The 21787-nt window shown below is 70.2% G+C and carries 17 protein-coding genes; 9 read left to right on the plus strand and 8 right to left on the minus strand.

Annotation, left to right across the window (positions count from 1 at the left end; all coding sequences use genetic code 11):
* The first annotated feature begins 128 nt into the window (after positions 1-128).
* Positions 129-1094: a hypothetical protein gene (locus tag OG272_RS11750; RefSeq protein ID WP_327730265.1), complete on the plus strand. Its 966-nt coding sequence runs from the start codon at positions 129-131 to the stop codon at positions 1092-1094.
* A 123-nt stretch (positions 1095-1217) separates the two neighbouring features.
* Complete coding sequence (locus tag OG272_RS11755) at positions 1218-2129, plus strand: carbohydrate kinase (protein WP_327730264.1); 912 nt, start codon at positions 1218-1220, stop codon at positions 2127-2129.
* A 148-nt stretch (positions 2130-2277) separates the two neighbouring features.
* Here the strand turns inward: OG272_RS11755 and uvrA are convergent, their stop codons facing one another.
* Positions 2278-5376 carry an excinuclease ABC subunit UvrA gene (uvrA, locus tag OG272_RS11760; RefSeq protein WP_327730263.1) on the minus strand — a complete coding sequence of 1033 codons (3099 nt, stop codon included), beginning with the start codon at positions 5374-5376 and terminating at the stop codon, positions 2278-2280.
* Between the two features lie 225 nt (positions 5377-5601).
* Here uvrA and OG272_RS11765 point away from each other — a divergent pair, with 225 nt between their 5' ends.
* The 5 genes from OG272_RS11765 to OG272_RS11785 all read left to right on the plus strand — a co-directional run bounded on the left by OG272_RS11765 (position 5602) and on the right by OG272_RS11785 (position 9930).
* Positions 5602-6330, plus strand: a complete 729-nt coding sequence (locus tag OG272_RS11765; RefSeq protein ID WP_328222754.1) for a maleylpyruvate isomerase family mycothiol-dependent enzyme — start codon at positions 5602-5604, stop codon at positions 6328-6330.
* A 36-nt stretch (positions 6331-6366) separates the two neighbouring features.
* Positions 6367-7023 carry an MBL fold metallo-hydrolase gene (locus tag OG272_RS11770; RefSeq protein WP_327730261.1) on the plus strand — a complete coding sequence of 219 codons (657 nt, stop codon included), beginning with the start codon at positions 6367-6369 and terminating at the stop codon, positions 7021-7023.
* A gap of 314 nt (positions 7024-7337) precedes the next feature.
* Complete coding sequence (locus tag OG272_RS11775) at positions 7338-8237, plus strand: ABC transporter substrate-binding protein (protein WP_327730260.1); 900 nt, start codon at positions 7338-7340, stop codon at positions 8235-8237.
* Positions 8234-9151: an amino acid ABC transporter permease gene (locus tag OG272_RS11780; protein WP_327730259.1), complete on the plus strand. Its 918-nt coding sequence runs from the start codon at positions 8234-8236 to the stop codon at positions 9149-9151. Before OG272_RS11775 ends, OG272_RS11780 begins: the two co-directional genes overlap by 4 nt.
* On the plus strand, positions 9148-9930 hold the full coding sequence (locus OG272_RS11785; protein WP_327730258.1) for an amino acid ABC transporter ATP-binding protein: 783 nt from the start codon (positions 9148-9150) through the stop codon (positions 9928-9930). The genes OG272_RS11780 and OG272_RS11785 overlap by 4 nt, the downstream gene beginning before the upstream one ends.
* A gap of 25 nt (positions 9931-9955) precedes the next feature.
* Here the strand turns inward: OG272_RS11785 and aroQ are convergent, their stop codons facing one another.
* On the minus strand, positions 9956-10429 hold the full coding sequence (gene aroQ, locus OG272_RS11790; protein ID WP_327730257.1) for a type II 3-dehydroquinate dehydratase: 474 nt from the start codon (positions 10427-10429) through the stop codon (positions 9956-9958).
* A gap of 102 nt (positions 10430-10531) precedes the next feature.
* Between aroQ and OG272_RS11795 the strand changes: the two genes are divergently transcribed.
* Together OG272_RS11795 and OG272_RS11800 are read left to right on the plus strand one after the other, a co-directional pair.
* Positions 10532-11578: a S66 peptidase family protein gene (locus tag OG272_RS11795; protein WP_328222755.1), complete on the plus strand. Its 1047-nt coding sequence runs from the start codon at positions 10532-10534 to the stop codon at positions 11576-11578.
* A 124-nt stretch (positions 11579-11702) separates the two neighbouring features.
* Positions 11703-12980, plus strand: coding sequence for an MFS transporter (locus tag OG272_RS11800; protein WP_327730255.1), 1278 nt, complete (start codon positions 11703-11705; stop codon positions 12978-12980).
* Positions 12981-13119: 139 nt separating this feature from the next.
* Here OG272_RS11800 and OG272_RS11805 read toward each other — a convergent pair whose 3' ends face one another.
* From OG272_RS11805 to OG272_RS11830, 6 genes are all read right to left on the minus strand, one after another.
* Positions 13120-14220, minus strand: a complete 1101-nt coding sequence (locus tag OG272_RS11805) for a calcium:proton antiporter (RefSeq protein ID WP_405893238.1) — start codon at positions 14218-14220, stop codon at positions 13120-13122.
* Positions 14221-14331: 111 nt separating this feature from the next.
* Entirely contained in the window at positions 14332-15333 is a 1002-nt protein-coding gene (locus OG272_RS11810; protein ID WP_326583587.1) for a TerC/Alx family metal homeostasis membrane protein, read from the minus strand.
* Positions 15334-15614: 281 nt separating this feature from the next.
* Complete coding sequence (locus OG272_RS11815; RefSeq protein ID WP_326583586.1) at positions 15615-17678, minus strand: TerD family protein; 2064 nt, start codon at positions 17676-17678, stop codon at positions 15615-15617.
* Between the two features lie 47 nt (positions 17679-17725).
* A complete protein-coding gene (locus OG272_RS11820; protein WP_037693164.1) occupies positions 17726-18304 on the minus strand; it encodes a TerD family protein in 579 nt (192 codons plus the stop codon).
* A gap of 171 nt (positions 18305-18475) precedes the next feature.
* Positions 18476-20605 (minus strand): excinuclease ABC subunit UvrB, encoded by a 2130-nt coding sequence (gene uvrB / locus OG272_RS11825; RefSeq protein WP_327730253.1) that lies wholly within the window; start codon positions 20603-20605, stop codon positions 18476-18478.
* A 40-nt stretch (positions 20606-20645) separates the two neighbouring features.
* Entirely contained in the window at positions 20646-21515 is an 870-nt protein-coding gene (locus OG272_RS11830; protein ID WP_326583584.1) for an MHYT domain-containing protein, read from the minus strand.
* Between the last annotated feature and the right edge of the window lie 272 nt (positions 21516-21787).

A 21787-nucleotide genomic window follows, 5' to 3' on the forward strand; every position in this document is an offset into this window, starting at 1 on the left:
AACGCCGTCGTACGGATGTGAAGACGGACCCCCAAGGGCCCTGGAGCCCCGAGCGCCCACCGGGGCGCCCCGATCGGCCCGCGCGGTCCGAGCACACGTCGCGCACTCCCCTACAGAAAGGCCCCTGCATGCGGCAGGCCACAGAGCACGCGGACGTCGCCACGGTCACGGATGTCGCCACGGCGGAGCTGGAGTCGGTCCTGCGGGGCGGCCCCTTCCATGTCGCGCTGCGCGCCGCGATCGCCGCCCGCGGGCTGCCGCTGCAACGCGTGCAGCACCATCTGTCGCGCTACGGGGTCAAGGTCGGTGTCACGAGCCTCAGTTACTGGCAGCAGGGCGCCCGGCGTCCGCAGCGTCCCGAGTCGCTGCGGGCCGTGCGGGCCCTGGAGGAGATTCTCCAGCTCCCGGACGAGTCGCTGATCCGGCTGCTCGCCCGGGCCGACGAGCAGTCCGGCCCGGAACGCCCCGCCGGCCGCTCGTACCGCTCCGTCGTGGAGGCCTCCGGCGTCCTGGAACGGCTCCTCAGCGAGCTGGAGGTGCCGCTCGACGGCGGCGTGCACACCGTCGGCCACCACGAGCGGGTCCGCGTCGGCGCGTACCGGGAGCTGCTGGGCCGCGAGTCCCAGCACATCGTGCGCGCCCACAAGGACGGCGTGGACCGCTATGTGGCCGTCCACCACGGCGACCCGGGCTGCGCACCGGAGCGGATGGCCGTCCGCGCCCTGGAGAACTGCCGCAGCGGGCGGGTGCGCTGGGACCATGACACCGGTGTCCTCGTCGCCGAGCTCCTCTTCGACACCCGGCTGCGCAGCGGCGATACGTTCCTCTTCCGCTACGGCTTCGACGACGGCACGGCCGGTGTCTGCACCGAGTACGTCCGCGGCTTCCGCTCCTCGGGTGGCCAGTACGCGCTCCAGGTCCGCTTCGACGAACGCGCCCTGCCCCTGCGCTGCCACCGCTTCAGCCAGCACTCCGCCGCGGCCCCCCGCAGCGGCCGGCAGACCCTCCCCCTGAGCGGCCTGCACCGGTCGGTCCACCTCGTCGAACCACGGGTGCGGACGGGGATCGTGGGAATCGGGTGGGACTGGGGGTGACCTGCCGGATCTCGGAGCGGCGGGCGCGTGTGAGCGGGCCGGTCCTCCGGGACGGCGGATCGTCGCGGTGCGCGAGGCTTTGCGATACTTTCCGGCCGAGAGCCCCGAGAAAGGATCCGCCTCGTGATCGTCGTCGCCGGTGAAGCCCTGATCGACCTGGTCCCGCAGGGCGCGGGCCCGCTCGTGGATCTGCGGCCGGCACGCGGCGGCGGCCCCTACAACACGGCCGTGGCACTCGGCCGCCTCGGCTCCCCCACCGCCTTCTGCTCCCGGGTGTCGTACGACGCGTACGGCGAGGCCCTGTTGGGCGGCCTGCGGGACGCGGGGGTGGACGTGGCCGCGGTGCAGCGCGGCCCCGAGCCGACGACCCTCGCCGTGGCCTCGATCGGTGCGGGCGGCTCGGCCCGGTACTCCTTCTACGTCGAGGGCAGCGCCGACCGCCTGTTCGAGGCCCCCGAGCGGCTCCCCGACGGCACCCGGGCCGTCTCCTTCGGCACCTGCTCACTCGTGCTGGAACCCGGCGCGAGCGCGTACGAGGAGCTGATGCACGCCGGCGCGGCCCAGGGGGTGTTCACCGCCCTCGACCCCAACATCCGGCCCGCTCTGATCCCCGACGCGGACGCCTACCGGGCCCGCTTCAAGAGCTGGCTGCCCTCGGTGTCGTTGCTCAAGCTCTCCGAGGAGGACGCGGAGTGGCTGGGCGGCACCCCACGCCTGTGGCTGGACTCAGGACCCGCCGCCGTCGTCATCACCCACGGCGGCGACGGCCTGACCGTCCACACCCGGGTCGGCGCGGAGCACTCCGTACCGGGCGAGAAGGTCGACGTCGTCGACACCATCGGCGCCGGTGACACGGTCAACGCGGCCCTCCTCCACGGCCTGTCGGCCCGGGGCGCCCTCTCCGACGCGGCCCTCGCGGCCCTGGGCGCCGACGACTGGACCCGCCTGCTGCGCTTCGCCGCCCGCGCGGCGGCGATCACCTGCTCCCGAGCGGGCGCCGAGCCGCCGTACGCGGCGGAGGTGGGCGAGGTCTAGCCGGTCCCACGAGATCCGTGCCCAGGGTCAGGTGGGCTGACTGCCGCAGGGCCCGGGGCGGTTGAGGGGGAACGTGCGGCGGCCCGCGGGGAGTTCCCGCGGGCCGCCGTGTTTCTCCGGACTTGGCACGATCTGTCGTGCCGATGCCTCAGGCCTTGCGTGCCCGCGTGGTCTTCTTCGCGGGGGTCGCCTTCTCCGTGGTCGCGGCCGCCTTCTTCGCGGCCGTGGTCTTGGCGGCCGTGGTCTTGGCGGCCGTGGTCTTGGCGGCCGTGGTCTTGGCGGCCGTGGTCTTGGCGGCCGTGGTCGTCCGGGCCGTCGCCGTCGTCCTCGCCGGCGACTTGGCGGCGACCGTCCTCTTCGCCGCCGCCTTGCGCGGTGCCTTCATCGGGGCCGCGTCGCTGATCCGGTCGGCGCCGAGAATCTCCCGCAGGAACTTGCCCGTGTGGCTGGCCGGAACCCCGGCGACCTGCTCGGGCGTGCCCTCGGCGATGACGAGGCCACCGCCGGCGCCGCCCTCGGGACCCATGTCGACGACCCAGTCCGCGGTCTTGATGACGTCGAGGTTGTGCTCGATGACGATGACCGTGTTGCCCTTGTCCACCAGGCCGGACAGCACCGTGAGGAGCTTGCTGATGTCCTCGAAGTGCAGACCGGTGGTCGGCTCGTCCAGGACGTAGACCGTGCGTCCGGTGGAGCGCTTCTGGAGCTCGCTGGCGAGCTTCACGCGCTGTGCCTCACCGCCGGACAGGGTGGTGGCGGCCTGGCCCAGCCGGACGTAGCCGAGGCCGACGTCCTTCAGGGTCCTGAGGTGGCGGGCGATCGCGGGGACGGCCTCGAAGAAGTCCGTCGCCTCCTCGATGGGCATGTTCAGCACATCGGCGATGGACTTGCCCTTGTAGTGGACCTCCAGGGTCTCCCGGTTGTACCGGGCGCCGTGGCAGACCTCGCACGGGACGTAGACGTCCGGGAGGAAGTTCATCTCGATCTTGATGGTGCCGTCGCCCGCGCAGTTCTCGCAGCGGCCGCCCTTGACGTTGAAGGAGAAGCGGCCGGGCAGATAACCACGGACCTTCGCCTCGGTGGTCTCGGCGAACAGCTTGCGGACGTGGTCGAAGACGCCGGTGTACGTCGCCGGGTTGGACCGGGGCGTGCGGCCGATCGGCGACTGGTCGACGTGCACCACCTTGTCGACGAGGTCGTCGCCGTCCACGCGTGTGTGCCGCCCCGGGACGTTCCGGGCGCCGTTCAGTTCGCGGGCCAGGTGCGTGTACAGGATGTCGTTGACCAGCGTGGACTTGCCGGAGCCGGACACACCCGTGACGGCCGTGAAGACGCCCAGCGGGAACGAGACGTCGATGTCCTGGAGGTTGTTCTCCCGGGCGCCGTGCACGGTGAGCTGCCGGGTCGGGTCGAGCGGGCGGCGGATGTCGGGCAGCGGGATGGCCTTCCGCCCCGACAGGTACTGCCCGGTCTGCGACTCGGCGTTGTCGAGCAGCTCCTTCAGGGAGCCGCTGTGCACGACCTTGCCGCCGTGCTCGCCCGCGCCGGGACCGATGTCGACGATCCAGTCGGCCATCTTGATGGTGTCCTCGTCGTGCTCGACGACGATGAGCGTGTTACCCATGTCGCGCAGCCGGACCAGGGTCTCGATGAGCCGGTGGTTGTCGCGCTGGTGCAGACCGATGGAGGGCTCGTCGAGGACGTAGAGGACGCCGACGAGACCGGAGCCGATCTGGGTGGCCAGACGGATGCGCTGGGCCTCGCCGCCGGAGAGCGTGCCGGCCGCGCGGTTCAGCGAGAGGTAGTCGAGGCCGACGTCGACCAGGAACCGCAGCCGTTCGTTGACCTCCTTCAGCACCCGCTCGGCGATCTTCTTGTCGCGGGCGTTGAGCTTGAGCTCGCCCAGGAAGTCCGCGCAGTCGCTGATCGACATGGCGGAGACCTCGGCGATCGACTTCTCCATGATCGTGACCGCGAGGACGATCGGCTTCAGCCGTGTGCCCGCGCAGGTGGGGCAGGGCACCTCGCGCATGTAGCCCTCGAAGCGCTCACGGCTGGCGTCGCTCTCGGCCTCGCTGTGCCGCCGCTTCACGAAGGGGACGGCGCCCTCGAAGGCCGTGGTGTACACACGCTCGCGGCCGTACCGGTTGCGGTAACGGACCTCGATCTGCGTCTTGTGGCCGTACAGCAGGGCCTTCTTCGCGCGCTGCGGGAGACCGGCGAAGGGGATGTCGGTCCGGAATCCCAACGCGTCCGCGAGGGCTCCGATGAGGCGGCCGAAGTAGTCCTTGGTGTGGCCGTGCGACCAGGGGTGGATGGCGCCCTCGTCGAGCGACTTGTCCTCGTCCGGGACGATCAGCTCGGCGTCGACCTCCATGCGCGTACCGATGCCGCTGCAGTCGGGACAGGCGCCGAAGGGCGAGTTGAAGGAGAAGGAGCGGGGCTCCAGCTCCTCGAAGGACAGGTCGTCGTAGGTGCAGTACAGGTGCTCCGAGAACATGCGCTCGCGCTCGGGGTCGTCCTCGGGGAGGTCGACGAAGTCGAGCACGACCATGCCGCCGGAGAGGCCGAGGGCGGTCTCCACCGAGTCGGTGAGGCGGCGCTTGGCGGAGTCCTTCACCGTGAGGCGGTCGACGACCACCTCGATGGTGTGCTTCTCCTGCTTCTTCAGGGTGGGCGGGTTGGAGAGCTGGACGGTCTCGCCGTCCACCCGCGCGCGGCTGTACCCCTTGGTCTGGAGATCCGCGAAGAGGTCGACGAACTCGCCCTTGCGCTCACGCACCAGCGGCGAGAGGACCTGGAAGCGGCTGCCCTCGGGCAGCTCCAGCACCCGGTCGACGATGGCCTGCGGCGACTGGCGGGAGATCGGGCGGCCGCACTCGGGACAGTGCGGCTTGCCGATGCGCGCGAAGAGAAGCCGCAGGTAGTCGTAGACCTCGGTGATCGTGCCGACCGTCGAGCGCGGGTTGCGCGAGGTCGACTTCTGGTCGATGGAGACCGCCGGGGACAGACCCTCGATGAAGTCGACGTCCGGCTTGTCCATCTGCCCGAGGAACTGCCGGGCATAGGAGGAGAGCGACTCGACGTACCGGCGCTGCCCCTCGGCGAAGATGGTGTCGAAGGCCAGCGAGGACTTGCCCGACCCCGACAGGCCCGTGAAGACGATGAGCGAGTCGCGTGGCAGGTCGAGCGAGACGTTCTTCAGGTTGTGCTCGCGCGCGCCACGGACGATGAGACGGTCGGCCACGCCGGTCCGCACCTTTCTTGAGTGAAGTGACAGGGGCCGGAGCCCCCGTCTTCCACAGACTAGGGGGAGCCACTGACAGCGCCGGTCCTGTTTCCCCGTTCCACAACAATCCCGGGTCTTCCAGCATGCCCGACGCCGCACCCGACCATATAGCACGTGCATTCGATTTGCGGGCCTGACCGGACTCCTTCACCCGAAGGTGTGGCGGGGCTAGGGTCGGGGGTCATGATGGATCACGCGCGTGACCTGGCCTCTGTGTGCGAAGCGACCGACCGGCTACTCAGCGCGGTCGGCGAACTGGACAACGCCGCTGTGACCCAGCCGTCACGGCTGCCCGGCTGGACCCGCGGTCACGTCCTCGCCCACCTCGCCCGCAACGCGGACGCGCTCACGAACGTCCTCGAAGGGCGCCCCATGTACGTCTCCGGGGAGGCCCGGGACGCCGACATCGAGCGGGACGCCCCGCGCCCCCTGAAGGCCCAGCTCGCCGACGTACGCGACAGCGCGGGCCGCTTCCAGGACGCCGCCTCGGTCTCCGGGGACTGGTCCCGCACGGTCGAGCTGCGCAACGGGGTCACGGATTCCGCGTCCCGGGTGCCCTTCCGGCGATGGATCGAGGTGGAGATCCACCACGTGGACCTGGGGATCGGGTACGAGCTGGAGGATCTGCCGGAGGAGTTCGCCCAGCGCGAGATCAACTTCCTCACCGACCGATTCCGCAACCACCCCGGTGTCCCCGCACTGATGATCAGACAGGACGACGGGCGGATGATCCCCACCGGAGCCGTCGAGGGCGTCACCGAGGAGCAGCTCGACAGCGGCTACCGGCCGCCGCTCCCCGATCTCACGGTCACCGGCAGCCAGGCCGATCTCCTCGGCTGGCTCGCGGGGCGGCGCGACGGCAGCGCCCTGCACGTCGAAGGCGGTGCCCTCCCGGCGCTTCCCCCGCTGTAGCGGCCTCGTGGTCCCCCGCGTCCTAGACTGACGACCATGACGTACAGCGGAGCGGTGAAGGTCGGCGGCCCGGCGGATGTGCACGAGCTGGGGGACCTGATGATCTCCAAGGTCGCGGTCGGCCCGATGAACAACAACGCGTATCTGCTGCGCTGCCGGGCCACCGACGAGCAGCTGCTGATCGACGCCGCGAACGACGCCGGCACACTGCTCACCCTGATCGGCAACGACGGGATCGCGTCCGTCGTCACCACGCATCAGCACGGCGACCACTGGCAGGCGCTCGCCGAGGTCGTGGCGGCCACCGGCGCCCGTACGTACGCGGGCCGGGACGACGCCGAGGGCATCCCGGTGCCGACCGACGTACCCGTCGGCGACGGGGACACGATCCGGGTGGGGCGCGTGGAACTCACCGCGCGCCACCTGGTGGGTCACACGCCGGGTTCGATCGCCCTCGTCTACGACGACGCGCACGGGCATCCGCATGTGTTCACCGGAGACTGCCTTTTCCCGGGCGGCGTGGGCAACACCCGTAAGGACCCTGAGGCGTTCGCCCGTCTCATCCACGACGTGGAGACGAAGATCTTCGACGCGCTGCCCGACGAGACGTGGGTCTACCCGGGCCACGGCAACGACACGACGCTCGGCGCGGAGCGTCCGCACCTGCCGGAGTGGCGCGCGCGGGGCTGGTGAACTCCCGGGTGCCGTATGGCAGTTGGTGAGGCGACCGACAGGGGGCGCGGGCACGTCCGCACGCGCCCCGTGTGAATCGAACGCACGCGCCGATGTCACGCGCGCGCTCCCGGCGCACGCCGTGGCGTAGTCCACTGGAAGCAGGTCCGCACGGGATGACGGCTCCCGCGCGGATGGGCCGCCGGCCTCCCAATCCCCGCCCTCGGCCGGCGGCCCCGCCGAGCGTTCACAGGAATGCAACACACGTTCCCACAATGCGGACAATGACGCATGTGACCTCGACAAACAGGACGTCACGCTGTCAATCTCACGCCATGCGTCCTGTCCTGCGCGCCTCGCGCTCCCCGCGCCGTGCCGCCTCCGCCGCCCTGGCCGCCCTGCTCGCCACCGCCGCGGTGGGCTGCGCCCCGCAGCCGGAGGAGGACACCTCCGGCTCGGCCTCCGCCTCGGCGTCCGGAGCGTCCTGCGCCAAGGACGAGTTGAGCACGGAGGCCGCCGGCAAGCTGACGATCGCCACGGACTCACCTGCGTACGAGCCCTGGTTCAAGAACGACGACCCGAAGAACGGTGAGGGCTTCGAGTCGGCGGTCGCGTACGCCGTGGCCAAGGAGCTCGGCTTCGACAAGGCGGACGTCGTCTGGCAGAGCGTGCCCTTCAACAAGGCCTTCGCGCCGGGTGAGAAGACCTTCGACTTCGACATCAACCAGGTGTCGGTCAGCGACGAGCGCAAGAAGGCCGTGGACTTCTCGTCGGGCTACTACGACGTGCGCCAGGCCGTCATCGCGCTGAAGGACTCCGAGGCCGCGAAGGCCACCGGCATCGCGGACCTCAAGAAGCTGCACCTCGGTGCCCAGGTCGGCACCACCAGCCTGAACTACATCGACGACGTGGTGAAGCCGACCCAGGACGCCGCCGCCTACTCGAAGAACGACCAGGCCAAGTCCGCGCTGAAGAACGGCCAGATCGACGCGATCGTGGTCGACCTGCCGACCGCGTTCTACATCACGGCGGCCGAGGTGACGGACGCGACGATCGTCGGCCAGTTCGAGAACCAGGGCGGCACGCCCGAGCAGTTCGGACTCGTCCTCGACAAGGGCAGCGCCCTCACGTCCTGCGTGACGGGCGCCGTGGACGCCCTGCGCGAGGACGGCACACTGGCCAAGATCGAGCAGGAGTGGCTCTCCGACGCCGTCGACGCCCCGGTGCTCAAGTGACGGTCGTGAAGGAGGAGTCCGGCCAGGAGGACGCGGACGACAACGGCGACATGCTTGGCGAGGACGACGGCTACGTCCCCTCGCGGCGGCGGCTCGACCGGGAGAACTACAAGCGCTCCCGGGCCCGCCGCGCCACGGGCATCGCCGCCCTGTCGACACTGGTCACGGGCGTCGTCCTCTATCTCGTCGTCGTGAACGCGCCCGGCTGGCCGCGCACCAAGGAGACGTTCTTCAGCGCGGAGTACGCGCGCGAGGCGTTTCCCAAGGTCCTCGAAGGGCTCTGGCTCAACGTCCGTCTGCTGCTGATCTGCGGTGTCGCCGTGCTCGTCCTCGGCATGCTCATCGCCGTCGCGCGAACCCTGCGCGGCCCGGTGTTCTTCCCCCTGCGGGCGCTGGCCGCCGCCTACACCGACTTCTTCCGCGGTCTGCCGCTGATCATCAACCTGATGATCGTGGTCCTGGGCGTCCCCGCGCTCAGGCTCCAGGGCGTGACCGTCGACCCGGTACTGCTCGGCGGCACCGCGCTGACGCTCACGTACTCGGCGTACGTCGCCGAGGTGTTCCGCGCCGGCATCGAGTCCGTGCACCCGTCGCAGCGCGCGGCGGCCCGCTCCCTGGGCCTCACCAACCGGCAGGCGCTGCGGCACGTCGTGCTCCCCCAGGCGGTACGCCGTCAGGTGCCGCCCCTCCTCAACGACCTCGTGTCCCTGCAGAAGGACACCGGCCTGGTCTCGATCGGCGGCGCGATCGACGCGGTGCGCGCGGCCGACATCATCGTGGGCCGCAGCCTCAACTACACGCCGTACATCGTCGCGGGACTGGTCTTCGTCGCCCTCACCATCCCGATGACCCGCTTGACCGACTGGGTCACGGCCCGGATGGACCGACAGCGGGCGCAGGGAGGGACGACATGAGCGACACCCGAGAGACCGTGGACGCCTCGGAGGACTCCCCCGTGCTGCGGATGGAGTCCGTCCGCAAGACCTTCGGCGGTTCGGTCGTGCTGCGGGACGTCGATCTGGAGGTCCCCCCGCACACCGTGACCGCGCTGATCGGCGCCTCCGGGTCCGGCAAGTCGACGCTGCTGCGCTGCGCCAACCTCCTGGAGGAGATCGACGACGGGGCGATCTGGCTGGACGGCGAGGAGATCACCGATCCGCGCGTCGACCAGGACGCGGTACGGCGCCGTATCGGCGTGGTCTTCCAGTCGTACAACCTGTTCCCGCACATGACGGTGCTGGACAACATCACCCTCGCCCCGTGCCGGGTGCACGGCGTTCCCCGCGCGGAGGCCGAGGAACGGGCCCGTGAGCTCCTGGACCGCCTGGGACTGAGCGGGAAGGCACACGCCTACCCCGACCGGCTCAGCGGCGGACAGCAACAGCGCGTGGCGATCGTGCGCGCCCTGGCCGTACGCCCCCGACTGCTGCTCCTCGACGAGATCACCGCGGCCCTCGATCCGGAACTGGTCGGCGAAGTCCTCAACGTCGTCCGTGACCTGAAGGCTGACGGCATGACGATGGTGCTGGCCACGCACGAGATGGGCTTCGCCCGCGACGTCGCCGACCAGGTGTGTTTTCTGGACGGAGGTGTGGTGCTGGAACACGGCACCGCGGAGCAGGTCTTCGGCGACCCGCGGCAGGAACGCACCCGGCAGTTCCTGCGCCGGATCGTGGAGGCGGGCCGCCTGTAAGGGGCGCCCGCCTGGAGATCGGGGCTTACGCCTCGGTCTTCCCCGCCCCCGCCAGCGCGGCGACTCTCTCCACGCCGAACACATAGCCCTGCACGCCGCAGCCGGCGATGACCCCGTCGGCGCGCAGGGAGACGTACGAGTGGTGCCGGAACGTCTCGCGCTGGTGGATGTTGGAGATGTGCACCTCCAGCACCGGCAGCCCGTCACAGGTGTTGAGGGCGTCGAGGATCGCCACGGAGGTGTGCGAGTAGGCACCGGGGTTGATGACGATCCCGCTGTGGTGGAGCCGTGCCTCGTGGATCCAGTCGACCAGTTCGCCCTCGTGGTTGGACTGCCGGAAGTCCACCGTCCCCCCGTGCGCGGCCGCCGCCTTGGCGCACATCGCCTCGACGTCGGCGAGCGTGTCCGAACCGTAGATCTCGGGCTGGCGCTGCCCCAGGAGGTTCAGGTTGGGGCCGTTGAGAATCATGATCGGGGCGTTGGCCAGGCTGCGGGGCACGGTTCCTCCGGTCCGTCGGGGGTGCGCGGCCCAACCGGGACCGCTGCTCGCCCCCGGTTTATCACGGTGAAACCGCGGGGCAGGAGACCATACCCTCCCCGCATGACCACGCCTTCGTATCCGACCAAGCCCTCCCCCGGCGACCGTGTCGCCGTCCTCTCCCCCGGCGCCGGCCTGCCCGAGCTCTTCCCACGGCCCTACGAACTGGGCCTGCAGCGGTTACGTGAGGAGTACGGCCTCGAACCGGTCGAGTACCCGACGACCCGGAAGATGGACTCGACGCCGCAGCAGCGGGCCGACGACATCCACGCGGCCTTCGCCGACCCGGACATCAAGGCGGTGTTCACGTCGATCGGCGGCGACGACCAGATCACCGTGCTGCCGTTCCTCGACCGGGAGTTGCTGCGGGCCAACCCCAAGCCGTTCTTCGGCATGAGCGACAACACCAACCTGTTGGCCTTCCTGTACGGCACCGGCATCGTCGGCTACCACGGCGGGACCGTGATGACCTCGCTGGGCAGGTCCGTCGCCATGGACCCGCTGACCGCGGACTCCCTGCGTGCCGCCCTGTTCACCTCGGGGCCGTACGAACTGCGGCCCGCCGAGCACTTCAACGACGTCAACCGTGACTGGGCCGACGCCGCGACCTTTGACGCGGAGCCGGAGACCGTGCCCGGCGCCGGATGGACCTGGGTGAATCCCGACCGCGTGGTGGAGGGCCGGAGTTGGGGCGGCTGTCTGGAGATCCTCGGCTGGCTGCTGATGGCCGACCGTGAGGTGCCGCGCGACCTGTCCGTCCTCGACGGCGGCGTGCTCTTCCTGGAGACCTCGGAGGAACTGCCCAGCGGCGAGGAGGTCTTCCGCACCCTGCGCAACATGGGCGAGCGCGGCCTGCTCCAGCGCTTCCCGGCACTCCTGATGGGCCGTCCCAAGGCCTGGTCCTTCGAACAACCCAACACCCCCGGGGAGGCGGCCCGTTATGCGGCCGGACAGCGGGAGGCCGTTCTGCGCGCCATGCGGACGTACGCCCCCGACACCACGATCGTCTTCGACGTCGATCTCGGACACACCGATCCCCAGCTCGTCATCCCCTACGGGGGCGTGATCCGGGTGGACGGGCCCGCCCGGCGCATCACGGTGACCTACTGAGACCCGTTGACGCCTCCAGAGGCGCAGTGACCTCGAACGGGCCTCCGCACGCCCCCCGTAACCGCCCGTCACCGTGGGTAGTTGACGCGGCATGGAACCTGCACGCACCGTGAAACCGCCCTCCATGCTGCGACTCGCGTGCGCCTCGCTCGCGGGGACAGCCATCGAGTTCTACGACTTCTTCGTCTACGGGACGGCGGCGGCCCTCGTCCTGGGGCCGCTGTTCTTCCCGACGTTCTCGCCCCTGGCCGGGACCCTCGCGGCCTTCGCGACCTTCGGGGTCGGGTTCGTGGCGCGGCCGCTGGGCTCGGTGCTGTTCGGGCACATCGGGGACCGGCACGGGAGACGGCCGGTGCTCGTCGCCTCGCTGCTGCTGACCGGGGGCGCGACCGTGGCCGTCGGCTGCGTCCCCACGTTCGACTCGATCGGTGTGACCGCCCCCTTCCTCCTCCTCGTGCTGCGCTTCCTGCAGGGGCTCGGGCTCGGCGGGGAGTGGGGTGGTGCGGTGCTGCTGACGGCGGAGCACGCGCCGGCCGATCGGCGTGGACTGTGGTCGAGCTTCCCCCAGGTCGGGCCCGCGGTGGGGTTCCTGCTGGCCAACGGGGTGATGCTGGCGCTGTCGGCGAGCCTGACGGAGGCGCAGTTCGCCGCCTGGGGGTGGCGGGTGCCGTTCTGGGCTGCGGGCGTGCTCGCCGTCGCGGGGCTGTGGTTGCGGTCGTCGCTCGCGGAGAGCCCGCAGTTCCTGGAGATCGACGAGCCCGCGCGCGTTCCGCTCGCCGAGGTGGTGCGCGGCCACTGGCGTCTTGTCCTGCTGACGGCCGGGGCGCTCTCGATCGGGTACGCGGTGTTCTACTCGGTGACGACCTGGTCGCTGTCGTACGGCACGGAGAGACTCGGGGTGAGCCGCACGGTCATGCTGACCTGCATCATGGGCGCCGTGGTGGTGAAGGGGGCTCTGACGCCGCTGGCGGCGGTGCTCGGCGACCGGTACGGGCGGCGCCCGATGTGCCTGATCGGCTGTGCCGTCACCGTGCTGTGGATGTTCCCCATGGTCGCGCTGCTGTCGACCGGCGAACCTCTGCTGATCTTCTTCGGCTTCCTCGTGGCGATGCTCGCGTTCGTCACGATGTTCGCCGTCATCGCCGCGTACCTGCCCGAGTTGTACGAACCCCGGGTGCGCTGCACGGGGGCCGCTGTCGGCTACAACCTCGGCGGGGTGGTGGGCGGCGCCCTCACACCGATCGTGGCAACCGCCGTGGCCCAGGGCGGGCGGGTGCCCTGGGCCGTGGGCGCGTATCTGACCGGGATCGCCCTGCTGAGCCTCGGCTGCTTCGCGCTGCTGCCGGAGACCCGGCCGGTACCTCTGGCGACGACGGCGGAGGCGGAGGCCGCCACGGGGTGAGCACCGACGCCGTGGACTCACCGACCGCGTTGCCACGGGTTCCGGCACCCGGTCCACGGATCCACCGGCACCCGGTCCACGGGGCAACCGACCCGGCCTACGGATTCACCGACCGGGTCCACGGGTTCACCGACCCGCTCTACGGGTTCACCGCCAGCTCCAGATACGCCGCGAACAGCACCAGGTGGACGCCGCCCTGCAGTGGTGTCGCGCGCCCCGGGACCACGGTCAGCGAGGCCACCACGACGGTCAGGGCGAGCAGCACCATGTGGGTGGCGCCGAGGCCGAGGACGAGCGGTCCGGAGAGCCAGACGGAGGCAAGGGCGACGGCCGGGATGGTCAGACCGATGCTCGCCATCGCGGAGCCGAGGGCGAGGTTGAGGCTGGTCTGGACGCGGTCACGGCGGGCCGCCCGCAGGGCTGCGATGGTCTCGGGCAGCAGGACGAGCAGCGCGATGATCACACCGACGACGGCGGGCGGCAGACCGGCCGCCTCGACACCGGACTCGATGGTCGGCGAGACGCCCTTGGCGAGCCCCACCACGCCGACGAGCGCCAGGCCGAGCAGTCCGAGGCTGATCCCGGCGGTCCGGGCCGACGGTGCCTCGGCGTGGTCGTCCTCGGTGATCACCTCGCCCTGCCGGGTGATCGGCAGGAAGTAGTCCCGGTGGCGTACGGTCTGCGTCGCCACGAACAGGCCGTACAAGGCGAGTGAGGACAGTGCCGCGAAGGTGAGCTGGGCCGTGGAGAACTCCGGGCCCGGCTTGCTGGTGGTGAAGGTAGGAAGCACCAGGCTGAGCGTGGCCAGCGTCGCGACCGTGGCAAGGGCGGCACCGGTGCCCTCCGGGTTGAAGACCGCGAGTCCGTGGCGCAGTGAGGCGACGAGCAGGCAGATGCCGAGGATGCCGTTGCAGGTGATCATCACCGCGGCGAAGACGGTGTCGCGGGCGAGGGTCGAGCTCTTGTCCCCGCCGTCGGCCATCAACGTGACGATCAGGGCGACCTCGATGATCGTGACGGCGACTGCGAGGACGAGGGAACCGAACGGCTCGCCGGCCCGATGTGCGACGACCTCGGCGTGGTGGACGGCGGCCAGGACGGCTCCCGCGAGCACCAGCGTCACCAGGGCGACGCCCGCGGCGGGCAGATCACGTCCCCAGGTGAGAGCGAGCACGACGACCGCGGCCACCGGGACGACAGCAGTCCATCGCGTCGTGAGCGACCGGAGCCGAGCGAGCATGCGGTGATCCTTTCAGACGTGAAGGGGCCCCGCACTCCGGTGGACGCCGTGGATCTGCGTCTCCGTCGTACGGGGCCCCATCAGTTGATCGTTGTGCGGTGTCGGCCTCCGTCAGGCCTCGATGCTGTCCTTCTCGACGCCTTCGGCCTTCTCCTGCTCGGCCTCGGCCTGCGCCTGCTTCTTGGACGCGATCAGGCTGGTGATCGTGGTGACGACCAGGACCGCGCAGATCACACCGAGGGACACCGGGATGGAGATCTCGGGGACGTGGACCCCGGACTCGTGCAGTGCGTGCAGCACCAGCTTCACACCGATGAAGCCGAGGATGACCGACAGACCGTAGGAGAGGTGGACGAGCTTCTTCAGCAGGCCGCCGATGAGGAAGTACAGCTGTCGCAGGCCCATGAGCGCGAACGCGTTGGCCGTGAACACGATGTACGGGTCCTGGGTCAGGCCGAAGATCGCCGGGATGGAGTCCAGCGCGAAGAGGACGTCCGTGGTGCCGATGGCGAGCATCACGACCAGCATCGGCGTCATGACGCGCTTGCCGTTCTGCTCGATCCACAGCTTGGTGCCGTGGTAGCGGTCGGCGACACCGAAGCGCTTCTCGACGGCCTTGAGGAGCTTGTTCTCCTCGTACTCCTCCTCCGGCTCGTCGGCCCTGGCCTCCTGGATCAGCTTCCAGGCGGTGTAGATCAGGAACGCGCCGAAGATGTAGAAGACCCAGGCGAAGCTGGCGAGGATCGCCGCGCCCGCCGCGATGAATATCGCGCGGAGCACCAGGGCGATCAGCACACCGACGAGCAGCACCCTCTGCTGGTACTGCGAGGGCACCGAGAACTTCGCCATGATCAGGACGAAGACGAAGAGGTTGTCGACGCTCAGGGACTTCTCGGTGATGAAGCCCGCGAAGAACTCTCCGGCCGGCTGGCCGCCGCCGAAGACGAGCAGCCCGAGTCCGAACAGGGCGGCCAGGACGATCCAGACGACTGTCCAGATTCCGGCTTCCTTGATGGACACGTCATGGGGCTTGCGGCCGATGAAGAAGTCGACCGCGATGAGGGCGGCAAGGCCCACAACTGTGAGGACCCATAGGGTCGTTGAAACATCCACTGCGCCTCCGGCAGTACGTAACGGCAAAGTTCACTGTCGTCGCTACCGGAGGTCTCTTCCACCCGGTCCTCCAGGGCGTTCCACAACGCCTGGTGCCGCCGGGCCGACGCCCCGGGATCAGGATTGATCCGTATTGACGGGTACGCCGCAGCTAGTAGGGAGTACTCCCCTCCGCACGAAAAGAGTACCCAATCACCAAGAATAGGTAAAGGGCCAGGCAAAGAAAGCATCAAAACTGCTGGTCAGGCGGCTTTACGAGAGCTTGGTGCGGGGTGGGTTCCTCACCTGTTCCAGGAGCGGCGGGCCTCCGCGACCCGGGCGAGCACGTCGTGCATGACCCTGCTGCCGGGCGGGACGCTCGACGGCTCGTACGTCCACGCGTGCCCGACCCACGGGTCGGCGAGATGGTCGTCGGGCGTGGGCGTGAGTCGCATCAGCGAACGCCACAGCGGGTCGAGCAACGGCCCGTAGGCGGCGGCCTCCTGCCGGTCGGCGACCATCATCAGGTGGACGCCGACGGCCGGGCCCTCGTCCGCGAGGTAGCGGAGCTGGGTGACGGCGCGGTCGTCGAAGCCGTGCGGGAAGTCGTTGACGATCAGCAGTTGCTCGGCCGTGTCGAAGCCGGGGGGCAGTGCGTCGGCCGCGCCACCGCGCACCGCCATCTGCACGAGGTCGACGCGCTGGGTGAGCTGTCCCAGGACGTCCGAGACGCCGGCTGCTCCGGCGGCGGGCGGTCCGGCGAGCACGCCGGCCTGCATCAGGGGTGCCAGCGCGGACGAGCCGGCCCCGGCCGCGTCGACGACATGTACCGCGAACTCTCCGGGCGGGTAGACCGCGAGCAGGCGGGCGGCGAGAGCCACCGCCGTGTCCAGGGCGAGGCGGCGCAGCTCGTCGGTGTCGGCGAGCGAGTCGCGGGAGCCGGAGCGGCCGCTGTCGATCCACAGGCCACGCTCCAGCGGCAGCCGGACCAGCATCGGGATGCGCACGTCCTCGCCCTCCGGCAGATGGAGGTCGCCCAGGCGCAGGGCCATCGGGATCTCCATCGGCACCCGGTAACCGTGCCACACCGGGTTGTCCCAGCTCGCGTACGCCGGGGGCAGCGCCGGCTCGACGACATCGGACTCGGCCCTCAGCTGGGCGAGGTCCCGGTCGAGGGCGGCCCTCGCCTGGTCGACGAGCTGGGCGTGCTTGGCCCGGGCGGCCTCGCGCGCGGCGTCGCCCTGACCGCTGACGCGGCTGCGCGGGTCGGACAGGACCCTGTCCAGCTCCTGTTCCATGCGTGACTCGGCGAAGTCGACGGCGCTGCGGTACGCGGCGGCGGTGCGGGCGAGGTCCTCGAACATGCCCCACACCTGGTTGTAGAGCCGCTCCTCCATGGACCAGCCGGTCGCGTCGCCGGCGACGGGCTGCGCGGGCTGTCCCGGCTGGGCCGGGGGCGCGGTCGGCGGGGGCGGTGGCGGCGCGGTGGTCTGGCGGCCGGGGTGGCTGTAGTTGACGGGACCACCGGCGGTGGCCGCGGCGGGCTGGGCGCCGGTGGACGGGTCGGCCGGGGCGGGGCCACCGTGCTGCGCGGCCGCGTGGTCGGGCAGTGTGGCGTCGTGAGAGGAGCCGTACGGGGGTGTGGTGCCGTACGGGGAAGTGGGCTGGTGTCCCTGCTGCGGCGCGGTGTTCCCGGACAGGCCCTGGGGTGTCGTCCCGCCATGGGTCTGGTCGGGGCCTGTCGCGGGCGCGGCCGTCTGGCGGGGGCGGTCCGCGTCCGGCAGACGGGGCGGAGGCGCTGCCACCGAGCGGGCGAGACCCTGGGCGACGGCCTCGTGGACGCTGCCGGCGAGCTGCTGGGCCTGGGGCAGGCCCTGGTCGGTGAGCAGCTCCGCGAGGCCGCCCGCGTACCCCTGGCCGACCGCGCGGACCTTCCAGACGCCCTGCCTGCGGTACAGCTCGAGGGCGATGACGGCGGACTCGGCCTCGAGATCGGTGATGGTGTAGCTGGCGACCTCGGTGCCGTCGAGGCCGGTGACCGCGACGAAGGGGGCGGCCACGGCGCCGAACCGCGCGGGGCCGCCGTTGACGGGCGGCAGGGCGAGCAGGACGGTCACCCGGTGCACGGACGGCGCCAGGGCGTCGAGGTCCACGGCGAGGCGGTGGTCGGCCGCCGCCTGCTTGGGGACCTCGATGCCCGGCAGGGTGGGCGCGCCCGGGTGGGCGACCCACTCCACGCCGTGCACGCGGCCGTGCTCGTCGCCGAGGGTGGCCCCGGCCACGATCGGCGTGCCGGCCGAGACGCGGATCTCCAGTCGGACCTCGGGCAGCGGATGGTTCTGCCCCCGGACCAGCTCGGCCGTCATCGACTTCGTCCCCCTGTGTCGCTTGCTGCGTGGTGCGTCGTGCTGGGCTACAGGACCGGCAGGATCGCCGGCATCAGGTCCTGGAAGGTGCGGCCGTTGGCGGGCGTGCCGATGGCGGTCATCTGCCAGCCCGCGCCGGCGCGGTGCACCTTGGCCATGATCTGGGCCGTGTACTGGCCGCCGCCCGCGAGGGTGTAGCGCGCGAGTTCCTGGCCGTTGGTCTCGTCGACCAGACGGCAGAACGCGTTCTGCACTTCCTGGAAGGTCTGGCCCGTGAAGGAGTTCACGGTGAAGACGATCTGGTCGATGTGGACCGGGATCCGGGCCAGGTCGACGAGGATCGCCTCGTCGTCGCCGCCCTGGCCGACGCCGCCGACCAGGTTGTCGCCGGTGTGACGGACGGAGCCGTCGTCGCTCACCAGGTGACGGAAGAAGACGACGTCGACGGGCTGCTTGTCCGCGAAGAGCACGGCGGAGGCGTCGAGGTCGATCTCACGGGTGCGGGATCCGAACAGGCCGCGCCGGGGGGCAGCCTGCCAGCCGAGACCCATGCGTACCGCGGTCAGGCTGCCTCCGTCGTTCTTCTGCAGACTGATGGCCTGACCCTTGGTCATGTTGACGGTCACGCGCTGATTCCCCTCTCGAACTGTCCCCTGTTTCCGCGGCGTCCGCGGATGTCCAGCACCTTACGCAGCGGCACTGACATTGCCGCAGCCTGTGTCGCACTTTGTGTCGGTCTTGCAACACAGCGCGCCCGCGCCAGGGGCGGCCCTCTCCCCCGGCGCCCGCCGGGCCCGTCAGGCCTGGCCCGCCTCCTTCATCTGCCGCAGTTCCTTCTTCATCTCGGAGACCTCGTCACGCAGCCGGGCGGCGATCTCGAACTGCAGGTCGGCGGCGGCCGCGCGCATGCGCTCCGTCATCTCCTCGATCTGCTGGGCGAGCTCGGCCGCGGGGCGGTCGGTCGGGACGGTCTCCTTGGCCTTGCCCTTGGCGGACCTGGCCGCCTTGCCGCCGAGGGAGGGGACCGGGGCCTTGGCTCCCTTGCCCTCCTTCCCCTGGCGGTACCCCGTGCCGAGCAACTGCTCGGTGTCGACGTCCTCCCGGGCGATCCGCGCGACGATGTCGTTGATCTTCTTGCGGAGCGGCTGGGGGTCGATGCCGTGGGCCTTGTTGTACGCGACCTGCTTCTCCCGGCGCCGGTTGGTCTCGTCGATGGCCCTCGCCATCGCCGGGGTGATCTTGTCGGCGTACATATGGACCTGACCCGACACGTTGCGCGCCGCGCGGCCGATGGTCTGGATCAGCGAGGTGCCGGAGCGCAGGAAACCCTCCTTGTCGGCGTCGAGGATCGCCACCAGGGAGACCTCGGGGAGGTCAAGGCCCTCCCTGAGGAGGTTGATGCCGACCAGGACGTCGTACTCACCGGCACGCAGCTCGCGCAGCAGTTCGACGCGGCGCAGGGTGTCGACATCGCTGTGGAGGTAGCGGACCTGGATGCCGAGTTCCAGGAAGTAGTCGGTGAGGTCCTCGGCCATCTTCTTGGTGAGGGTGGTGACCAGGACGCGCTCGTCCTTCTCGGTGCGCATGCGGATCTCGTGCACCAGATCGTCGATCTGGCCCTCGGTGGGCTTCACGACGACCTCGGGGTCGACCAGGCCGGTGGGGCGGATGATCTGCTCGACGTGGCCGTCGGAACGCGACAGTTCGTACTGGCCGGGGGTCGCCGAGAGGTAGACCGTCTGGCCGACGCGCTCCTGGAACTCCTCCCACTTCAGGGGGCGGTTGTCCAGGGCGGAGGGCAGCCGGAAGCCGTGGTCGACGAGGGTGCGCTTGCGGGAGGCGTCGCCCTCGTACATCGCACCGATCTGGGGCACGGTGACATGGGACTCGTCGATGACGAGGAGGAAGTCGTCCGGGAAGTAGTCCAGCAGGGTGTTCGGCGGGGAACCGGGCTCACGGCCGTCGAAGTGCATCGAGTAGTTCTCCACGCCGGAGCAGGAGCCGATCTGGCGGAGCATCTCCAGGTCGTACGTCGTGCGCATGCGCAGCCGCTGGGCCTCCAGGAGCTTGCCCTGTTTCTCCAGCTCCGACAGGCGCTCCCCCAGCTCCTTCTCGATGTCGTTGGCGGCGCGCTCCAGGCGCTCGGGGCCGGCGACGTAGTGGGAGGCCGGGAAGACGTACAGCTGCTGGTCGTCGCTGATGATCTCGCCGGTGAGGGGGTGGAGGGTGGAGAGGGCCTCGATCTCGTCGCCGAACATCTCGATGCGGACGGCGAGCTCCTCGTAGACCGGGAAGATCTCGATGGTGTCGCCGCGGACGCGGAACGTGCCGCGGGTGAACGCCATGTCGTTGCGCGTGTACTGGATGTCCACGAAACGGCGCAGCAGCTCGTCCCGGTCGAACTCCTCGCCGACCCTGAGGGGGACCATGCGGTCCACGTACTCCTGTGGCGTGCCGAGGCCGTAGATGCAGGAGACGGAGGCGACCACGACGACGTCGCGGCGGGTGAGCAGCGAGTTGGTCGCGGAGTGGCGCAGGCGTTCTACCTCCTCGTTGATCGAGGAGTCCTTCTCGATGTAGGTGTCCGACTGCGGGACGTAGGCCTCTGGCTGGTAGTAGTCGTAGTACGAGACGAAGTATTCGACCGCGTTGTTCGGCAGCAGCTCGCGGAACTCATTGGCCAGCTGGGCGGCCAGCGTCTTGTTCGGCGCCATCACCAGGGTGGGGCGCTGGAGCTTCTCGATCATCCACGCGGTGGTGGCGGACTTGCCGGTGCCGGTCGCTCCGAGCAAAACGACGTCCTTCTCACCTGCTCCGACGCGCTGGGCGAGCTCGGCTATGGCCGTGGGCTGGTCGCCGTTCGGCTGGTAGGGGCTGACGACCTCGAAGGGCGCCACCGTGCGTTCGATCTTGGAAACGGGCCGCATGGAATCCACCGTACGACCCCGCACTGACAACGGGCTCCGATCAGCGGTTCTGTGGTGCGCGGGAACTCCGCTCGCGGTGCTCCGCGCCGGTGCGGGACTCCTGGTGCCGGCAGGTGTGCGCGGTGGCCTGGGCCGGGATGCCGGGCCGACGCTCGGCCGGGTACCCGTGGAACCTGCCCATGATCATGAACGGGTCGAACATCACGACGACGCCCGCGAGGAGCAGGAAGACCAGCGGCCCGATCATCAGCGGGGCGAGCAGGGCGGCGGACGAGGAGCCGTCGGCCGGGGCGGGGGCGGCGGCGCTGTGCAGATGGACGCTGAGGGCGGCCATGCCCGTGTAGTGCATGCCGCTGACGGCGATCCCCATGACGAGGCTGGCGCCCACGCTCCACAGGAACCCGCGGACCTGTCCGGCGGCCCACAGGGCGGCGATCGCGGCCACCACGGCGATGACGACCGACGCGGCCACGGTGAGGGTGTTGTATTCCAGCGTGCCGTTGAGGCGCATTCCGGCCATGCCCAGGTAGTGCATGGAGGCTATGCCCAGGCCGGTGATGGTGCCGCCGGTGAAGAGCGCGGCCCCGGTCGCCCCTTTGGAGCCGACCATGAAGATCCCGATGCCGACCATGACGATGGCGACGGCGAGGCTCACGAAGGTGGTCAGGGGGTCGTAGTGGATCGGGGTCCGCAGGACCTTGAACCCCATCATCGCGACGAAGTGCATGGTCCAGATGCCGGAGCCGATGGCCGCCGAGCCCAGCGCGAGCCAGCCGATCCGCCACCGGCCGTCGACGAGCATCGATCTGGTGGTGCAGCGCAGACCGAGCGCGCCACCGAGACAGGCCATGAGATAGGCCACCACCGGTGTGACGAGTCCGTAGCTGAAGCCGTCGACCGTGCCCTGCATTCGCGGCTGCCTTTCCCGCCCTGTCGCGTCCCTGGATTTTCTGCGATGCCCCCGGCCCCGGGACCGCCACAACGGTCAGGGGTGTCGCAGAGAGTATGACCCCCACCGGAATGGTCGAACGATTTTCCGGCAAAGAAACACGCCCTTGCCTCACTTGTGCGGTGCCCGTGAGCGGACTTGGGCAACTCCATTCAATTCATGGCCATCCCGCGCCCTCCTGCCGTTGACCCTCTGCTGTCACTCTTGAACTGACCGTGATCGATCGACGCGAG

This window comes from Streptomyces sp. NBC_00104 (assembly GCF_045160825.1).
Lineage (GTDB): Bacteria > Actinomycetota > Actinomycetes > Streptomycetales > Streptomycetaceae > Streptomyces.